At 66.7% G+C, this 16471-nt stretch carries 14 protein-coding genes and 1 pseudogene; 9 read left to right on the top strand and 6 right to left on the bottom strand.

The genetic code is table 11. From position 1 onward, the window contains the following. Together J2X38_RS07200 and J2X38_RS07195 are read right to left on the bottom strand one after the other, a co-directional pair. Window positions 1-331, bottom strand: a pseudogene (locus J2X38_RS07200) (phosphotransferase family protein); the annotation flags it as partial. Further along, window positions 328-540 (bottom strand): hypothetical protein, encoded by a 213-nt coding sequence (locus J2X38_RS07195; RefSeq protein ID WP_310252639.1) that lies wholly within the window; start codon window positions 538-540, stop codon window positions 328-330. The gene J2X38_RS07195 and the pseudogene J2X38_RS07200, both read right to left, overlap by 4 nt. Here J2X38_RS07195 and J2X38_RS07190 point away from each other — a divergent pair. The 5 genes from J2X38_RS07190 to J2X38_RS07170 all read left to right on the top strand — a co-directional run bounded on the left by J2X38_RS07190 (window position 539) and on the right by J2X38_RS07170 (window position 7223). Beyond that, window positions 539-952: a cupin domain-containing protein gene (locus J2X38_RS07190; protein WP_310252637.1), complete on the top strand. Its 414-nt coding sequence runs from the start codon at window positions 539-541 to the stop codon at window positions 950-952. The two genes, J2X38_RS07195 and J2X38_RS07190, sit on opposite strands and share 2 nt — an antisense overlap. 77 nt (window positions 953-1029) lie before the next feature. Next, complete coding sequence (locus J2X38_RS07185) at window positions 1030-3375, top strand: EAL domain-containing protein (protein WP_310252635.1); 2346 nt, start codon at window positions 1030-1032, stop codon at window positions 3373-3375. Window positions 3376-3553: 178 nt separating this feature from the next. Beyond that, window positions 3554-4090 (top strand): RNA polymerase sigma factor, encoded by a 537-nt coding sequence (locus J2X38_RS07180; protein ID WP_310252633.1) that lies wholly within the window; start codon window positions 3554-3556, stop codon window positions 4088-4090. 111 nt (window positions 4091-4201) lie between these two features. After that, window positions 4202-5968: a VWA domain-containing protein gene (locus J2X38_RS07175; protein ID WP_310252632.1), complete on the top strand. Its 1767-nt coding sequence runs from the start codon at window positions 4202-4204 to the stop codon at window positions 5966-5968. A 190-nt stretch (window positions 5969-6158) separates the two neighbouring features. Continuing rightward, a complete protein-coding gene (locus J2X38_RS07170) occupies window positions 6159-7223 on the top strand; it encodes a tetratricopeptide repeat protein (RefSeq protein ID WP_310252630.1) in 1065 nt (354 codons plus the stop codon). Here J2X38_RS07170 and J2X38_RS07165 read toward each other — a convergent pair. After that, entirely contained in the window at window positions 7220-8215 is a 996-nt protein-coding gene (locus J2X38_RS07165; RefSeq protein ID WP_310252627.1) for an XdhC family protein, read from the bottom strand. The genes J2X38_RS07170 and J2X38_RS07165 overlap by 4 nt on opposite strands. Window positions 8216-8272: 57 nt before the next feature. On the opposite strand from J2X38_RS07165, the gene J2X38_RS07160 reads away from it, so the two are divergent. Then, the gene (locus J2X38_RS07160) at window positions 8273-8848 is read left to right on the top strand and encodes a nucleotidyltransferase family protein (RefSeq protein ID WP_310252625.1); all 576 of its coding nucleotides are present in this window, start codon (window positions 8273-8275) and stop codon (window positions 8846-8848) included. A gap of 22 nt (window positions 8849-8870) precedes the next feature. Here J2X38_RS07160 and paoC read toward each other — a convergent pair whose 3' ends face one another. From paoC to paoA, 3 genes are read right to left on the bottom strand one after another with little or no spacing between them, the layout of a single operon-like run. Further along, complete coding sequence (gene paoC, locus J2X38_RS07155; protein WP_310252623.1) at window positions 8871-11072, bottom strand: aldehyde oxidoreductase molybdenum-binding subunit PaoC; 2202 nt, start codon at window positions 11070-11072, stop codon at window positions 8871-8873. 3 nt (window positions 11073-11075) lie between these two features. Then, a complete protein-coding gene (locus J2X38_RS07150) occupies window positions 11076-12026 on the bottom strand; it encodes a xanthine dehydrogenase family protein subunit M (protein WP_310252621.1) in 951 nt (316 codons plus the stop codon). Beyond that, a complete protein-coding gene (gene paoA, locus J2X38_RS07145; RefSeq protein ID WP_310252619.1) occupies window positions 12023-12661 on the bottom strand; it encodes an aldehyde dehydrogenase iron-sulfur subunit PaoA in 639 nt (212 codons plus the stop codon). The genes J2X38_RS07150 and paoA overlap by 4 nt, the downstream gene beginning before the upstream one ends. Before the next feature lie 221 nt (window positions 12662-12882). Here paoA and J2X38_RS07140 point away from each other — a divergent pair, with 221 nt between their 5' ends. The 3 genes from J2X38_RS07140 to J2X38_RS07130 are packed head-to-tail and all read left to right on the top strand — an operon-like array spanning window position 12883 to window position 16334. Beyond that, window positions 12883-14262, top strand: a complete 1380-nt coding sequence (locus J2X38_RS07140) for an amidohydrolase family protein (RefSeq protein WP_310252616.1) — start codon at window positions 12883-12885, stop codon at window positions 14260-14262. Further along, window positions 14252-15373, top strand: a complete 1122-nt coding sequence (locus tag J2X38_RS07135; RefSeq protein WP_310252614.1) for a membrane dipeptidase — start codon at window positions 14252-14254, stop codon at window positions 15371-15373. The genes J2X38_RS07140 and J2X38_RS07135 overlap by 11 nt, the downstream gene beginning before the upstream one ends. Beyond that, window positions 15366-16334: an ornithine cyclodeaminase family protein gene (locus J2X38_RS07130; RefSeq protein WP_310252612.1), complete on the top strand. Its 969-nt coding sequence runs from the start codon at window positions 15366-15368 to the stop codon at window positions 16332-16334. The genes J2X38_RS07135 and J2X38_RS07130 overlap by 8 nt, the downstream gene beginning before the upstream one ends. The last annotated feature ends 137 nt before the right edge of the window (window positions 16335-16471 follow it).

Here is a 16471-nt window from a genome sequence, read left to right as displayed (position 1 = left end):
TCTTCGCCGGCGACACCTCCGCCAGCACCCGCCGCATCACATAGCCCGTGCCCAGCCCGTCGCCCGGCTCGAGCACGCCGACGACTTCGGGCGCCTTCACCCCCGCATCAAACGCCGCCATCACCAGCGCCGCCTCGTCCACATGCCCGAACGGACGGTCCGCCATATAGTCCGCCGACGGCGCGCGGCGCAGGACATAGGCCTCCCTCGCCCAAGCGAACGCAAAGCTCTCCATGTTCGCGCCGCCCGACAAACGCGTCAGGCCCGACAAAACGCCAGCACCCGCAATTCGGGTCATCAACGCTGGGAGCAACGCCGAAATATCGGTCATGCGAACAACGTCCCGTGCACGGCGGTCATCCGCAGATATTTTGCATTCCATCCCCGCATCGCCCGCGCCTTCTCGTCCATCATTTTACTTAGTATGCTAACTATATGCGATGAATCATTTTGCGGCAAGTAACCTTCGGAGCCGCGACGGCGAAACTCTTCCCAAGCGAGCAGAACCGCCATTCCAGCCACGCCAAAGGAGGCCATCATGACCCGACATATCCGTGCCTTGTTTACCGGCGCACTCCTGCTCGCGAGCCCCGCCATCGCGGCGATGCCCGCGCCCGAAGGCCTCAGCCGGACCGACCTTCAGCGCCACGATCTTTCGGCGCCCGGCCGCGAGACGGTCCAGGCGCGCATCGACATCGCGCCCGGCGCGATCGCGCCGTGGCACCGCCACCCGGGCGAAGAGGTGATCTACATCATCGAAGGAACGCTCGAATATCAGCTTGAGGGTCAGGCGCCCGTAACGCTGAAAGCCGGCGAAGTGCTGTTCGTGCCGGCAGGCGTCGCCCACAAGGCGCGCAATCGCACGGCCGCGAACGGCGCCGAACTCGCAACCTATATCGTCGAAAAGGGCAAACCATTACTTGTCCCGGCCGAAGTAATCGAGGCGCGCTGACGCGCCCGCCGGCCATCCGATAAGGCAATATTTAGAATTGGGAGGTAGAAGGACGACGGGGACCAGGGAGGGAATGCATGTTCAGCGTCCTCGAATGCGTCGTTTATCAGCACGATCTGCGATTCGTCCTGATAGCCGCGCTCGTCTGCATCCTCGGAAATATCAGCCTTTTTGTCGTCCTGGGCCGATCGACGCACTGCGTCGACGCCCGCCGGCGTCACTGGCTCATGGTCGCAGCGGTGGCCGAAGGCGTCGGCGTGTGGGCGACGCATTTCGTCGCGATGCTCGCCTATCGCGGATCGATGCCGATCCGTTTCGACGTCGGCCTGACCATTTTGTCGGTCGCCATCGCGATCGGCTTCTTCTGGTGCAGCTTTCGATTGCTCGGCAAGGCGCCCAGCGTGGGGCGCTGCGCCGCCGCGGCGGCCGGCGCGGCCGTCGGGGTCGCGGCGATGCATTTCACCGGCATGGCGTCGATCATCGCGCCCGCCCGCGTGACCTATGACCTGGCTCCGATCCTCGTTTCGCTGCTGCTATCGGGGCTGTGCTTTTTCGCCGCCTTCCTCGCCTTCGCAAAGACGCAGGGCTGGAAGAAGGTCGCCCTGCCCGCGGGCTTCGCGGTGCTTGCGATCGTCATCCTGCACTTTACCGCGATGTCGGCCACCACGCTCGTCCCCGATCCGACGCGCGGCGACATATTGGGAACGGCGAGCAGCCGCGACTGGCTCGTCCCCGCGATCGTGATCGCCAATGTCGCGCTGGTCGCGCTCGCCCTCACCGGCTCGCTCGTCGACCGCTGGCTCACCGATGCGCACGGGCTGGCCGATGCGACGCTCGAGGCGCTCGCGATCACGCACGACGGGCGGATCATCGAAGTGAATGCGCGGCTTTGCGCTCTGCTCGGCGTCAGCAGCGGCGCGATCGTCGGCAGCACGCCATCCGACTGGTTCGTCGCGGGCGACGGCGGCTCGTTCGAACCGCCCGACGGCCATTCCGCCGAGGCGCGCCTCCGCAGCAGCTTCGACGAAGACCATATTTTGGAGATTGCGACCCAGACGATCGAATATCGCGGGCGAAGCTGTCAGGTCCTGGCGATCCGCGACCTGTCCGACGGGAAACGCGCGCAGCGGGCGATCGAGCATCTGGCATCGCACGATGCGCTGACCGATCTGTCGAACCGCGCCCACTTCGCGCGCGCGCTCGACGCGGCGATCGAAGCGAAGGCGCCGTTCGCCCTGCTCGCGCTCGACCTCGACCGGTTCAAGGCGGTGAACGACATCTTCGGCCATGGTGCCGGCGACGAGATATTGTGCCGCATCGCCGACATTCTCCGCTCCGTCGTGCGCGCCGACGACATTGTCGCGCGCATCGGCGGCGACGAATTCCTCGTCATCCAGACCGGCGTTTCGGGGCCCGACGACGCGCGCAAGCTGTCGGCACGCATCCTCGACACGCTGGCGATCGAAATGGACGTCGCGCGCGATCCGATGGCGGTCGGGGTCAGCATCGGCGTCGCGCTCTTTCCCGAGGACGGAACCAACGCCGAAATGCTGCAGCGCAACGCCGACACGGCGCTCTATCGCGCGAAGAATAACGGAAGAGGCAACGCCGCCTTCTTCGATCAGGAGATGGACGAGCTGGCGCAGGAACGCCGCGCGCTCGAACATGATCTGCGCCACGCGATCGCCCGCGATCAGCTTTATGTCGTGTACCAGCCGCTCGTCGCGACGGCCTTTGCGTCGGTGATCGGGTATGAAGCCCTGCTCCGCTGGAACCATCCCGAACGCGGCGAGATCGCGCCCGACGATTTCATCCCCGTTGCCGAGGAAATCGGCGCCATCGTTACGATCGGCGAATGGGTGCTGCGCGAGGCTTGCCGCGCGGCGGCGGGCTGGCCCAAGAATGTCTCGGTCGCCGTCAACGTGTCGACGATCCAGTTTCAGGTGCCGAACCTGCCCGCCGTCGTTCGCGACGCGCTGTCGCAATCGGGGCTCGAGGCGCATCGGCTCGAGCTCGAAATCACCGAGACCGCCTTCCTGCGCAACAAGCACAGCGCGCTGAAGGCGCTCCACGAAATCCGCGCGCTCGGGGTCCGGATCGCGATGGACGATTTCGGCACCGGCTATTCGTCGTTGAGCAATCTCAAAGCCTTCCCGTTCGACAAGATCAAGATCGACAAGAGCTTCGTCGCCTCGATTTCGGACGATGAAGCAGCGCGATCGATCGTGCGCGCGATCATCGGGCTCGGCCGCAGTTTCAATATGCCGATCGTCGCCGAAGGGGTCGAAACGCAGGAACAGCGCCAGATGCTGCTCGACGAGGGCTGCCCGCAGGCGCAAGGCTATTATTTCGGCCGCCCCGCCGCCGATCCATTCCAAGGGGGGGCCTGGTCCGACTTGGAAAAGCGCGACGCCGAGGGCTGAGGCCGCGACGCGCCCCTGCGAAAGTCGGCGATAGCCTTCGCGCGGCGAATGGGGCACAAGCCTTGCGATGGCAGGATATGGGGGATCGATTTGGCCGGCGCGGGACCTTCGGTCCGCCGGCGAGCCTGATTCCACAGCCGAATGCCATCGGCGCGCAGCGCGCGTGCGAGGCTGACGCATGGCCGACGCCGACGAACCGGATATTCTTGCGGCCGCGATCGCGGGCGACCGCGACGCTTTCGAAGCCTTGCTGCGGCGCCACTATGACCGCATCCACGGCCTCGCGTGGCAATTGACCGGATCGCGCGCCGATGCCGATGATATCGCGCAGGATGTCTGCTGCATTCTCGCCGAAAAGCTCTCCGCCTTTCGCGGCGACGCCAAATTCACGACCTGGTTGTGCAGCATTGTTTACAACGCCTGCCGCGATTTCCATCGGCGGCGGTCGGCCTTTACGCGCTTCACCGGGCGGCTGAGTATCATGGCCGGGCTGGCGCGGGGTCCCGACGGCCGCGACCTGTACGACGCGGTCTGGATCGAAAGCGCGATCGCGCGGCTGAAACCCGACCTTCGCGACACCGCGGTGCTGATCGCGGGGCAGCAGCTGTCGCACGCCGAAGCCGCGCAAATCTTAGGAGTAGCCGAAGCGACGGTGTCGTGGCGAATGCACGAAATCCGGCGCCAGCTCGCGGCGAATTCTGGCCCCGACGACTGACAACGAGGCGCCCCGGATTTTTTTTCGCAAAGGCCGCCAAGGATTTCCCGCGCCCACGCGTCCCAGGGACATGCGGGCGATTGTGCGCCGCTGTTGCCAGGGAGACATGTCATGTCCCGTTTCTATCTGACGCTTACCGCGGGCCTCTCGATCACGCTCGTCACCGCCTGCTCGCAATCGAACGAAGCCGACATTGCGTCGCCGTCGTCGGAGGCGACCGCGCCGACCCCAAAGACCGAGCTGGAAGAGCATGCTTCGGACATCGTCGTCACCGGACAGCGGGTCGCCCCGCACGTGATGGACGCGCCGGTGGCGATGTCGGCGATCGGTTCGCAACACATCGCATCGCCGCCGCCGCCGGCACAGGCCCGAAAAATGGTCGTGACGGGCAGCGCCATTCGCGCGCCCTATCCCGATCGGATGATGCCCTGGTATCAGGACGTCGGCCGCGACAAATTTACCTCGACGCAGGAGAATGCGTTCAAGATCGCGCGCGACGAACCCGTGTCGACCTTTTCGATCGACGTCGACACCGCGTCCTATTCCTTTGTCCGCGCGTCGCTGAACAATAATGCATTGCCGCAGCCCGCCGCGGTGCGGACCGAGGAGCTGGTCAATTATTTCCCCTATGATTATGCGGCGCCGCGCAGCGCCCAGCAGCCCTTTTCCTCGAATGTCGCCGTCTTCCCGAGCCCGTTCACCGTGGGCCGCAAGCTCGTCCGCATCGGCATCAAGGGCTATACGATCGAACGTGCGACGCGGCCGCGCGCGAACCTCGTTTTCCTGATCGACACGTCGGGGTCGATGGACGCGCCGAACAAACTGCCGCTCGTCAAGAAATCGCTCGGCCTGCTGCTCGATCAGCTCGATCGCAACGACCGTGTGTCGATCGTAACTTATGCGGGCAATGCGGGCACCGCGCTTGAGCCGACGCCGGCGAGCCAGAAAGGCAAGATCCTCGCGGTGATCGACCAGCTCGGCGCGGGCGGCAGTACCGCGGGCGCCGAAGGCATCCGCCAGGCCTATGCGCTGGCCGAGCGCAATCTCGACCCGAACGGCGTCAACCGCGTCGTCCTCGCCACCGACGGCGATTTCAACGTCGGCATCACCAATCAGGATGAGCTGAAAGGCTATATCGAGCGCGAGCGCGGCAAGGGCATTTTCCTCTCGGTCCTCGGCTTCGGGATGGGCAATTACAATGACTCACTGATGCAGACGCTCGCCCAGAACGGCAATGGCGCCGCCGCCTATATCGACACGCTGGGCGAAGCGCGCAAAACATTGGTCGACGAGGCGACATCGACACTGTTCCCGATCGCGAAGGATGTGAAGATCCAGGTCGAGTTCAACCCCGCCACCGTCGCTGAATATCGGCTCATCGGCTATGAAACGCGCATGCTCAACCGCGACGATTTCGACAATGACAAGGTCGATGCGGGCGATGTCGGGTCGGGGCAGACGGTCACCGCGATCTACGAGATCGTCCCCGTCGGCGGGCCGCGTACGATGGGTGACCTCAGGTACAGCAAGCCCGCCCCGCGGGCGGTCGCGGCGCCATCGAGCGAATATGGCTTTGTGAAGATCCGGTACAAACTGCCGAAATCGGATCGCAGCCAGCTGATTTCGACGCCGATCGATCGGCGCGTCGAGTTTGCCCGCTTCGCCGACGCGCCGCAGGATGCGCGCTTCGCAACCGGGGTCGCGGCCTTTGCCGAACTGCTCCGCGGCGGGCGCTACAGCGGATCGATGACCTATGACGATGTGCTGCAGATCGTCGGCGCCGCGCGCGGCACCGACGATTTCGGATACCGCATGGAGCTGGTCCAGATGGTCCGCGCCGCCAAGACGGCGGGATCGATGGCAAAGCTGGAACGCTGATCATGGTGCGGCGGCGGTTCCTGCGAAGCGCCGCCGCATCCGCCCCGCCCATTTCGACCGGCCGATCGAGATATTCGACCGCCGCGATATTGTGCGTATAAGGCCAGACGATGCCCATGCCCCTTCTCTCGCGCCTGCCATCTCGACCGGGTTCGAAATCGCGCCGCGCCGCGCCGGGGGCATCGTAGCCATGGCGGGCGATGACGAGCTGAAAGCCTTTCTGCCCGAACCGCCGCCGCCCGCCCCGAAGCGGCGCGAGGCGGCGATTGCCGGCGCGCTTGCCCGCTTCGACGGCGCCCCCGCACCTGAGGTCGCGCCTCGACCAGCACGAGCATCCTGGTGGGCCAATCTTCGGCGTCCGCAGGCCGGGCTGTTCGCGACCGCCGCGCTGGTCGCCGCGATCGGCCTGCCCTTTGCATGGACGGCATTGGTTCCGGGCGCACCCGCCGCCGACGAACAGATTGCGCGCGAGACGGGCGAGCCGGCAACGGTCGTGGACAACCAGGCCGAAGTGCCCGCTCCCGCCGCGATCGCGGCACCGCCATCCGCAAAGAACGGCCCTGCCGCCGAGCAAGTCGCGGCGGCGCCGCTTGCCGTTTCCGCGCCGGTGGCGAAGCGAGTGGAACTGGCGCAGGCGCCGCCCGCCGCGCCCGCCGCAAAAGCCGAGGAACGCGAGGGGATCATCGTCTCGGCGCAGCGCGTGGCGCGCCCTGTGCAGGATTCACCCTCCGCCATTTCGGCCTATTCATCGAGCGAAGTCGCCGAGGATTCGGTCGTCGTCACGGGAACACGCGTCGCGCCGCGCGGCGCGCCCCGGCGCGGCGACTGGAACGCCTGCACGGTGAACGATCCGAGCCGGACGCTGTCGCGGTGCAAAAAGCTGGCAAGCCGGGGAGCGAAAGCCGTTCGGGCGCAAGCCGACGCGCATCTTTCCGATGGACTGAAACAGGCGTGGGAGGGCGATATCGACGGCGCGATTACCGCCTTCGATCAGGCGATTGCCGTCGCGCCCGACCTGTCGGTCGCTTATCTCAATCGCGGCCTCGCTTACGACCGTCAGGGCGAAAGCGCGCGCGCGATCGCCGATCTCGACCGTGCGGTCCAGCATGCGCCGCAATCGGCGCGCGCTTATTATAATCGCAGCCTTCTGCTGCGAAAACAGGGCGATACGAAGCGCGCCGACGTCGATGAACAGCGCGCGGTCAACCTCGACGCCCGGTATCAGGCGATACGGCAGCCGCGCGAGCGCGATTAGACCGGGCTGGTCAGGCTGCGAACCATCTGCGGGCCGTCGACACCCGCGCCCGCAACGCCAAGCTGGTGATAGTCCTGCACAATCTGCGACAGCGCCGACAGCGCCAGCGTCGCCGGATCGCGCGTCGCGGGGATCAGCCCAACCGATGTGCGGAGCTTTTCCCGAAGGTCCTCGCGCACGCCGGCATCGCGCAAGGCGTTCCGCCGGACATCCTGCGTCCGCTGGCTCCCGATCGCCCCGACGTAAAAGGAAGGAAGCTGGAGCGCGCGCGGCAGCAACTCCTCCTCCCAGTCGCGGTCGTGGAAGACCGAAATGATCGCGGTCCACGGATCGGTGACGAGCGGCCGCAAGTTTGTGCGCGAAGTCAGCCGAACCGTGTCGAAACCCTCGGCATCGAGATCGGCCAAAGCCCGTTCGTCGGGGGAGAGGACGCTGACCTCGGCCCCGAAGGCGGCTGCGAGACGCGCCAGCGCCGTGAGCTCCTCGCCCTGCCCCATCGCGACGATCCGGAGCTTCGGTGCATAGCCGAGACGGAAGCTTCCATCCTCCCAGCCAGCCCGCGCGTGCGCATCGGTGATCGTATCGACATGCACGCCATCGTCGGCCAGCCGCAGCGCCGTGATTTGCCGGCGATCGTGCTGCGCGAGCGCCTGTCCGATCGCATTGGGATCGGGGCGCGGGTTGAACAGCAGGTCGATCCCGCCGCCGCACGGAAGCCGGATGTCGAGATAGGGCGATCCCGCGCCGAAGCGTACGAGCTTAGCGCGCCCGTGCTCCAGTGTTCCGATCGCCTCGGCGACGACCGCCGCCTCGATGCAGCCGCCCGAGAAGGAACCTGCATATCGCCCATCCTCGGCCACCGCCATCTGCGCGCCGATCGCGCGCGGCGACGATCCCTCGATCGCGGTGAGCGTGACGAGGATCGTCGCGGCGCCCTCTGCGGTGCGCGCCAGAACAAAGCGCAATATGTCGGCCGGCGTGGTTGCTATCATCTGCGATTTGCTTTGAAGTCAGCCGACGCGCAAAGGGCGGCAGAAGGAGCCGGAGCCATGGTCGAAGCCGCGAACATCGCCGTCATCCTGCTCGCCGCGGGCACATCGCAGCGGTTCGGGACCGACGACAAGCTGCTCGCCCCGCTCGCGGGCGAACCGCTGGCGCTGCACGCAGCCAGGCACATCGCCCTGCTGACGCCGCGGCGGCGCATCGCCGTCTGCCGCGATGAGCATGGCGCGCTCGCGCGGTTGCTGGCGGCGCACGGCTTCGAGATCGTCGCCAATCCGCATCCCCAGCAGGGGCTGTCGCGATCGCTGTCGTGCGGCATTGCCGAAGCGGCGCGCGGGCCGGACGTCGCGGCGATGGTCTGCCTCGCCGACATGCCCTTCGTCGGCACCGGCCATCTGCGCAAACTCATCGCCCGGTTCGATCCGGTGGCAGCGCCCGTGGTGGCGTCGACGAACGGGGACGCGACGATGCCCCCGGCGCTGTTCGCCCGCGGGCTGTTCGAAAAGCTGCGCGGCGGCGAAGGCGACCGCGGCGGCAAAGCTCTGTTGGCCGATGCCGCACTCGTCCCCGCCCGTGCCGACGAGCTGGCGGACATCGACCGGCCGGGCGATTTGCCCAAATGAAACCCCGCTCTCACGCTGGCGATCACACCATGTCCGGCAGCTTGCCAAGCAGCTTGTCGAGCGTAATCGGGTAATTGCGGACGCGCACGCCGGTCGCGTTGTAGACCGCGTTGGCGACCGCCGCCGCGACGCCGCAGATGCCGAGTTCGCCGACGCCCTTCGCCTTCATCGGCGAGGTGGTCGGATCGGCCTCGTCGAGGAAGATCACTTCCTGATGCGGAATGTCGGCGTGGACGGGGACTTCATAGCCGGCGAGATCGTGATTGACGAAAAAGCCGAAGCGCTTGTCAACCGCAAGCTCCTCCATCAGCGCCGCACCTGCGCCCATCGTCATCGCACCGATCACCTGGCTGCGCGCCGCTTTCGGATTGAGGATGCGTCCCGCCGCGCAGACAGCGAGCATCCGGCGGACGCGGATTTCGCCCGTCATCGCATCGACGCCGACCTCGACGAAATGCGCGCCAAAGGTCGATTGCTGAAATTTCTCGGCGAGGTCGCCATATTCCATATTGTCCTCGGCGACGAGTTCGCCGTCGGCGGCCGCATCACCGAGCGCGACGCTGCGGCGTCCGGCCTTGACCTTGCCATCGGCAAAGACCGCATCGGACGCCAGGCCGAGTTTCTGCACGACGGCCGCGCGCAGCTTGACGCAGGCGGCATAGACGCCGGCGGTCGAGCTGTTGGCGCCCCACTGCCCGCCCGAACCCGCCGACACCGGAAAGGCTGAATCACCGAGCTTCACGACGACCTTGTCGAGCGGCACGCCCATCATTTCGGCGGCGGTCTGCGCGATGATCGTATAGGTGCCGGTGCCGATGTCGGTCATGTCGGTCTCGACCGTCACGACCCCTGATTTGGCGAGGCGAACGCGTGCGGCCGATGGCCCGTTGAGGTTGTTGCGGAACGCCGCGGCGACCCCCATCCCGACCAGCCAGCGCCCGTCGCGAGTGGCGCCGGGTTTCGCGCGCTTGCTCCAGCCGAACTTGTCGGCGCCGGTCTCAAGGCATTTGTTGAGCTGGCGCTGCGAAAAGGGCCGGCTCGGCTTTTCGGGGTCGACCTGTGTGTCGTTGAGGACACGCAAGGCGACCGGGTCCATGCCGAGCTTCTCGGCCAGTTCGTCGACCGCGATCTCGAGCGCCATCAGCCCCGGCGCCTCGCCGGGCGCGCGCATCGCATTGCCTTCGGGCAGGTCGAGCACGGCAAGGCGCATCGCGGTCATGCGATTTTCACCGGCATAGAGCAGGCGCGTCTGCGCCACCGCGGTTTCGGGGCCGCCGCCGGGCAGGTCGCCCGACCAGCTTTCATGACCGATCGCGGTGAGCTTGCCGTCGGCGGTCGCGCCAAGGCGGACGCGCTGGATCGTCGCCGGGCGATGCGTCGTGTTGTTAATCATCAACGGCCGCGGCAGTGCGACCTTGACCGGCCGCTTCGCCGCCTTCGCCCCCAGCGCGGCGAGCAGCACATCGGCGCGATTGAACAATTTCCCGCCGAAACCGCCGCCGATATAGGGCGAGTCGAAGCGGATATTCTCTTTCGGAATGCCCAGCGTCTTCGCCATGTCGCCGACCGACCAGGCGATCATCTGGTTCGAGGTCCAGACGGTCAGCTTGTTACCCTCCCACGCGGCGATCGTCGCGTGGGGTTCCATCATCGCGTGGCTGTGATCGGGGGTCGTGTAGCGCGCATCGAGCTGCACCGGCGCCGCGGCGAAGGCGGCGGCAAAATTGCCGACGGCGCTGTCGGGTTCGGTGCCGAACGACGCTTTCGGCTTGATCGCGGTGTCGATCGCGGCCGCAAGATCGTAAGCGCCCTTGCCGCGCGCATATTCGACGCGGACGAGCGAGGCGGCGGCGCGCGCCTGTTCGAAACTGTCGGCGACAACGAGCGCGATCGCCTGATGATAATGTTCGATATCGGGACCGCCGAGCAATTTGGCGGTGTTGAAATCGCCCTTCGCCAGCTTGCCCGCATTGTCGGCGGTGACGATCGCGATGACGCCCGGTGCCGCCCTCGCTTCGTCGAGGTTCATCGACGCGATCCGCCCCTTGGCGATCGCCGATCCGACGACATAGCCATAGGCCTGGTTCGCCGCGACATCGTGCCGTTCATAGGCATAGGGCGCGGTGCCCGTCGTCTTGAGCGGCCCCTCGATGCGATTGGTGGGTTTGCCGACGATCTTCATCTGATCGATCGGGTTGGTGGTGGCGGGCGTGTCGAATTTCATGGCTCAGCCCTTCGCTTGCGCCAGCACCCCGGCGAGCGTGCGCTCGACGAGGGGCAGCTTGTAGGCGTTTTCATGGGTGGTCTTGGCGCCCGCGAGCAGGCCGTCGGCGACAGGCTTCGCGCCGCGCGGCAACGCCGCCTCCGCCGCTTCGACGCGCCACGGCTTGTAGCCGACCCCGCCGAGCGCGACGCGCCCGGTCCCGTCGCGCTGGACGATCACGCCGACCGCGATCAGCGCGAAGGCATAGGACGCGCGGTCGCGGACCTTGTGATAGATATGTGTGCCGCCGACGGGCTTCGGCAACGTGACCGCGGTGATCAGTTCACCCGGCGCCAGCACCGTTTCCAGATGCGGCGTCTTGCCCGGCGCACGGTAGAAATCGGCGATGGGGATCGCCCGCGCCTTGCCCGCCGCGTCGACCGTCTCGATCGCGGCGTCGAGCGCGCGCATCGCAACCGCCATGTCGCTGGGATGCGTCGCGATACACGCGTCGCTGGCGCCAACCACCGCGTGCAGCCGGTTGAAGCCGCCGATCGCGGCGCAGCCGCTGCCGGGCTTGCGCTTGTTGCACGGCTGGTTGGTGTCGTAAAAATAGGGGCAGCGCGTCCGCTGGAGCAGATTGCCCGCGGTCGTCGCCTTGTTGCGGAGTTGCCCCGATGCGCCCGCGACGAGCGCACGGGTCAAAAGGCCATAATCGCGCCGCACGCGCGCGTCGCTCGCCAAATCGGTGTTGCGGACCATCGCGCCGATGCGAAGGCCGCCATCTGCCGTCGCCTCGATCTTGTCGAGCGCGAGGCGGCTGACATCGATCAAATGCTGCGGCGTTTCGATCTCGAGCTTCATCAGATCGAGCAGGTTGGTGCCGCCCGCGATGAACCGCGCGCCGGGGGTCCGGGCAAAGGCCGCGGTCGCCGCCGCCGCGCTGTCGACGCGTTCGTAGGTGAAGCTTTTCATGCCTTCACTCCCGCCACATCGGTGATCGCATCGATGATGTTCGAATAGGCGCCGCAGCGGCAGATATTGCCGCTCATCCGCTCGCGCAGCTCGACCTTCGTCACCGCGGGCGCGGCGCCGAGGTCGGCGGTGACATGGCTCGGGACCCCGGCCTTGATCTCGTCGAGCACCGCGACCGCCGAACAAATCTGCCCCGGGGTGCAGTAGCCGCATTGATAGCCGTCGTGCGTCACGAAGGCGTCCTGCATCGCATGCATCTTGTCGGGGGTGCCGAGCCCTTCGATCGTTATGATCTTCTCGCCCGCGTGCATCACCGCCAAGGTCAGGCAGCTGTTGATCCGCCGCCCGTCGACGATCACGGTGCAAGCCCCGCACTGGCCGTGGTCGCAGCCCTTCTTGGTCCCGGTCAGATGCAGATGCTCGCGCAGCGCGTCGAGCAGCGACGTTCGCGTGTCGAGTTCCAGCTCGCGCGCCGTGCCATTCACCTCGAAGGCCACTTTGGCGGTCGGCGGAGATTTGGCAGGAGGAGCGGCGGCCGCGGTCCCGATCGGGACCATCGTCACCGTCGCGACCGAGGCCGCGCCGCCCACGAGCACGCCGCGCCGGGACAGCTCATATTCTTCGGGAGTTTGCATCGCATTCGTCCGTTTCTGTTCTGTTTGCCAATGGACGCGAAGGCCCACGGGGAAGGTTCAGGCAGTCGATACCGCACGGCTTATTGGGACCGCGTCGGCACAGAAAATTCGGATTCCTGATACACCGGTATCATAGTGCGGGACCGGGGAATAGACGCTGGTCCATGCGATCGCGTGGCAAGTCGATTGCGGACATGAAATGAGGGCGCTAGCGACGGGCCATGACATCGGTTCGCTCACGTCCGCCCGCGCTCGTCGCTGCCTTTCAGTCGCTTGGTATCGCCGCATCGCTGATGGCGGCGGCGCCCTCGTACGCGGCCGAACGGGTGCTTTATACCGATGCGTCGGTTATCGACGGCACCGGTGGTCCGGCGCGCGGCCATCAGGACATCCTGATCGATGGCGAACGGATCATAGCGATCGGCGCGCATGATACATTGGCGTCGCAGGCGGGGAGCGCGCGCCGGGTCGACCTGACCGGGCGCTTCGTGATCCCGGGGCTGATCGACAGCCACGTCCATCTCGCCACCCCGCCGAACCGCGCGCGCGCCGAAGCGATCCTGCGCCGCCAGCTTTATGGGGGTGTGACCGCAGTGCGCGACATGGCGGACGATCTGCGCGCGGTGGGCGAGCTTTCGCGTGCGTCGCTGGTCGGCGAGATTCCCGCGCCCGACATCCATTATGCCGCATTGATGGCCGGGCCGTCCTTTTTCGAGGATCCCCGCGTGCTCGCGGTCAGCCGCGGCTTCACGCCCGGCACCGCGCCGTGGATGCAGGCGATCGACAAAAAGACCGACCTCCGCACCGCGGTCACGTTAGCGCGCGGCACCTCCGCGAGCGCGATCAAGATCTACGCGAACCTGCCGGCCGAACGCGTCGCGGCGATCACCGCCGAGGCGCACCGCCAGAAGCTGATGATCTGGGCGCACAGCGCGGTCTTCCCTGCCCGCCCCGCCGAGGTGATCGCGGCGGGCGTCGATTCGGTCAGCCATGTTTGTTATCTCGGCTATGAAGCGCAGCCCGAAATGCTCGCCGCCTATCAGGACCGCACCCCGGTCGACGAGGCGCGCCTTGCCGCGACCGGCGACGATCCGGTGGTCGCCCGCCTCTTCGACGCGATGCGGACGCGCGGCACGATCCTCGACGCGACCGGCAGCCTGTTCGTGAAGTTCGAGGCCTCCCGCAAGGCCGACCCAGGGGCCAAGCCGCTGCGTTGCAGCGGCGCCCGCACGATCCGGCTGACGCAGCAGGCATGGCGCGCGGGCTTGCCGATTTCGACCGGCACCGACTTCGTCAACCCGGCCGGCGACGCCTGGCCCGAAGTCCACGCCGAGCTTCGCTATCTGGCGAAGGACGTCGGCATGCCCCCGCTCGCGGTCATCCATTCGGCGACGCTCGTCGGCGCGCGCGCCGCGGGGCAGGACAAGGAGATGGGATCGATCGAGCCCGGCAAGCTCGCGAACTTCGTCGTGCTCGCGGCGGACCCGCTCGCCGACATCGACAATATCGAAAAGATCGAAATGACGGTGAAGCGCGGCCGCGAATACCGGCGCGCAGATTATATCGCGCCGACCGCGAAGGAGCTTGGCAATGACGATTGACCGGCGCGCAATGCTGGCGGGTGCGGCGGGGCTGGCCGCAACATCGCTGCTTCCCGGAGCGAGCCGCGCCGCGGTGCCCGATGGCCGCAAATGGGTGATCGTCAATGCGCTCGGCGGGCTCGCCGATCCGAATATACGCGATGCCCCCGACCCGTTCTCGCCGCGCGTGCTGGCCGAGGCGCATGCGTCGGGCGTCACCGCGATCAACTGCACCCTCGGCTATGTCGCGGGTCCGGCCGAACCGTTCGAAAAGAGCGTCGCCGATGTCGCCGAAATGGACATGCTGCTGCGCCGCTATCCGCGCGACCTCGTCAAGATATTGAGCGCCGCCGACATCCGCCGCGCCAAGGCCGAGAAGAAGATCGGGATCATCTACGGCTTCCAGAACGGCGCGATGATGGGCAAGGATGCGGGCCGCGTCGACATTTTCGCCAACATGGGCGTGCGCATCTTCCAGCTCACCTATAATCCGGCGAACCAGCTCGGCGACGGATCGATGGCACCCGACAATCGCGGGCTGACGCCGTTCGGGCGCGAAGTGATCGAGCGGCTCAATGCGCAGCGGATGATCGTCGACCTGTCGCACAGCGGCGAGAAGACCTGCCTCGAAGCCGCGCGCGCGTCGAAGGCGCCGATCTCGATCAACCACACCGGTTGCCGCGCGGTCACCGACCTCCCGCGCAACAAGACCGACGCCGAACTGCGGCTGGTCGCCGAAAAAGGCGGCTTCGTCGGCATCTATTTCATGCCCTTCCTCAACGTCTCGGGCCACGCCCGCGCCGAGGATGTCGTCGCGCATATCGATCATGCGGTGAACATCTGCGGCGAGGATCATGTCGGAATCGGCACCGACGGCACCGTCGGCCAGATCGACGATCTCCAGGCGTATGAAGCCGTGCTCGCCAAGGAGATCGCCGAGCGCCGCGCCGCGGGGATCAGCGCCGCGGGCGAGCGCCCCGACACCTACCCCTTCGTCGTCGACCTGCGCGGGCCCGACCAGTTCCGCAAACTTATCGGCCTGCTCGCCGCGCGCGGCTATTCGAGTGGCCGGATCGAGAAGATCATGGGGCTCAATTTCCTGCGCCACGCCGAAGGCGTCTGGGGTGGCTGATCCGATCCGCTTCATCGATGCGGACGAAGTCCGCAAGCGGCTCGACCACCGGACGTGCATCGACCTGATGCGCCCCGCGATGATCGCGCTTGCCGAAGGACGCAGCCGGCAGTTGCTGCGCGGCATCATCGACCTCGACGGCGGCGATCTGTTCGGCGTGATGCCCGGCGCGCTCGACGGCGCCGGCTTCGGCGCGAAGATCATCAGCATCTTCCCGGCCGCCGCCACGCACGGCAGCTCGCATCAAGGCGTCATCATCCTGTTCGATCGCACGAGCGGCGCGCCGGTGTGCGTGATCGATGCGAGCGAGGTCACCGCGATCCGCACCGCCGCCGCCTCCGCAGCCGCGACCGACGCGCTCGCACGGCCCGGCCCCCGCCGTCTCGCGATCATGGGGACGGGCGAACAGGCATGGCATCATGTCGCCGCCATCCGCCACGTGCGGGCGCTCGACGAAGTGCGAATTTGGGGACGCGCGCCTGAAAAGGCGGGCGAGCTTGCCGGCCGGATCGCCGACGACTTCGGTTTTGCTGCCTATGAGGTGGCCTCGGTGGCCGAGGCGGCGGAGGGCGCCGATATCATTTGCACGCTGACCGGGGCGGCCGAACCATTCCTGCTCAACGCGCACGTCGCGGACGGAACGCATATCAACGCCGTCGGCTCCAGCCGCGCGGGACCGACCGAAATCGACGAAGCGCTTGTAGCGCGGGCGCGTTTCGTGCCCGATCATCGTGAGGGGGTGCTGGCGCAGGGCGCGGAATATCTGCGCGCACGCGACGCGGGGCTGGTCACCGAAGCGCACGTCCTGCCCGAGATCGGGCATGTCTTTTCGGGCTCCACCCCGGGCCGCCTGACGGCATCGGACGTCACCATCTATAAATCGCTGGGCTCGATCGTCCAGGATCTGGCCTGCGCCGCCTGGCTTTGGAAGACGCACCGCGATCGCGTATCCGGGGCATAACCGGCCGCTTCTATGTCAGCATCGTGGGACTCCTATTCCACCGAATAGGCTGCATGCGCCCCGTCGATGCGGTAAGGAAAATCATGATTACCGAACCGACTCGCTCCGCTCGTGGCGCGTCCATGACCGCGAAGCCG

Origin of the sequence: Sphingopyxis sp. BE235, from assembly GCF_031457175.1 — a bacterium.
In the GTDB taxonomy this organism is placed as follows: Bacteria; Pseudomonadota; Alphaproteobacteria; order Sphingomonadales; family Sphingomonadaceae; genus Sphingopyxis.
Note: the sequence above shows the minus strand (reverse complement) of the source record. Positions and strands in the feature narration are given on the sequence as shown.

Bases quoted from the DNA above. Each gene is read 5' to 3' on its own strand.
- J2X38_RS07190 (WP_310252637.1), top strand. From the start codon at position 539: ATGACCCGACATATCCGTGCCTTGTTTACCGGCGCACTCCTGCTCGCG.
- J2X38_RS07195 (WP_310252639.1), bottom strand. From the start codon at position 540: ATGATGGCCTCCTTTGGCGTGGCTGGAATGGCGGTTCTGCTCGCTTGG.
- J2X38_RS07185 (WP_310252635.1), top strand. From the start codon at position 1,030: ATGTTCAGCGTCCTCGAATGCGTCGTTTATCAGCACGATCTGCGATTC.
- J2X38_RS07180 (WP_310252633.1), top strand. From the start codon at position 3,554: ATGGCCGACGCCGACGAACCGGATATTCTTGCGGCCGCGATCGCGGGC.
- J2X38_RS07175 (WP_310252632.1), top strand. From the start codon at position 4,202: ATGTCCCGTTTCTATCTGACGCTTACCGCGGGCCTCTCGATCACGCTC.
- J2X38_RS07170 (WP_310252630.1), top strand. From the start codon at position 6,159: ATGGCGGGCGATGACGAGCTGAAAGCCTTTCTGCCCGAACCGCCGCCG.
- J2X38_RS07165 (WP_310252627.1), bottom strand. From the start codon at position 8,215: ATGATAGCAACCACGCCGGCCGACATATTGCGCTTTGTTCTGGCGCGC.
- J2X38_RS07160 (WP_310252625.1), top strand. From the start codon at position 8,273: ATGGTCGAAGCCGCGAACATCGCCGTCATCCTGCTCGCCGCGGGCACA.
- paoC (WP_310252623.1), bottom strand. From the start codon at position 11,072: ATGAAATTCGACACGCCCGCCACCACCAACCCGATCGATCAGATGAAG.
- J2X38_RS07150 (WP_310252621.1), bottom strand. From the start codon at position 12,026: ATGAAAAGCTTCACCTACGAACGCGTCGACAGCGCGGCGGCGGCGACC.
- paoA (WP_310252619.1), bottom strand. From the start codon at position 12,661: ATGCAAACTCCCGAAGAATATGAGCTGTCCCGGCGCGGCGTGCTCGTG.
- J2X38_RS07140 (WP_310252616.1), top strand. From the start codon at position 12,883: ATGACATCGGTTCGCTCACGTCCGCCCGCGCTCGTCGCTGCCTTTCAG.
- J2X38_RS07135 (WP_310252614.1), top strand. From the start codon at position 14,252: ATGACGATTGACCGGCGCGCAATGCTGGCGGGTGCGGCGGGGCTGGCC.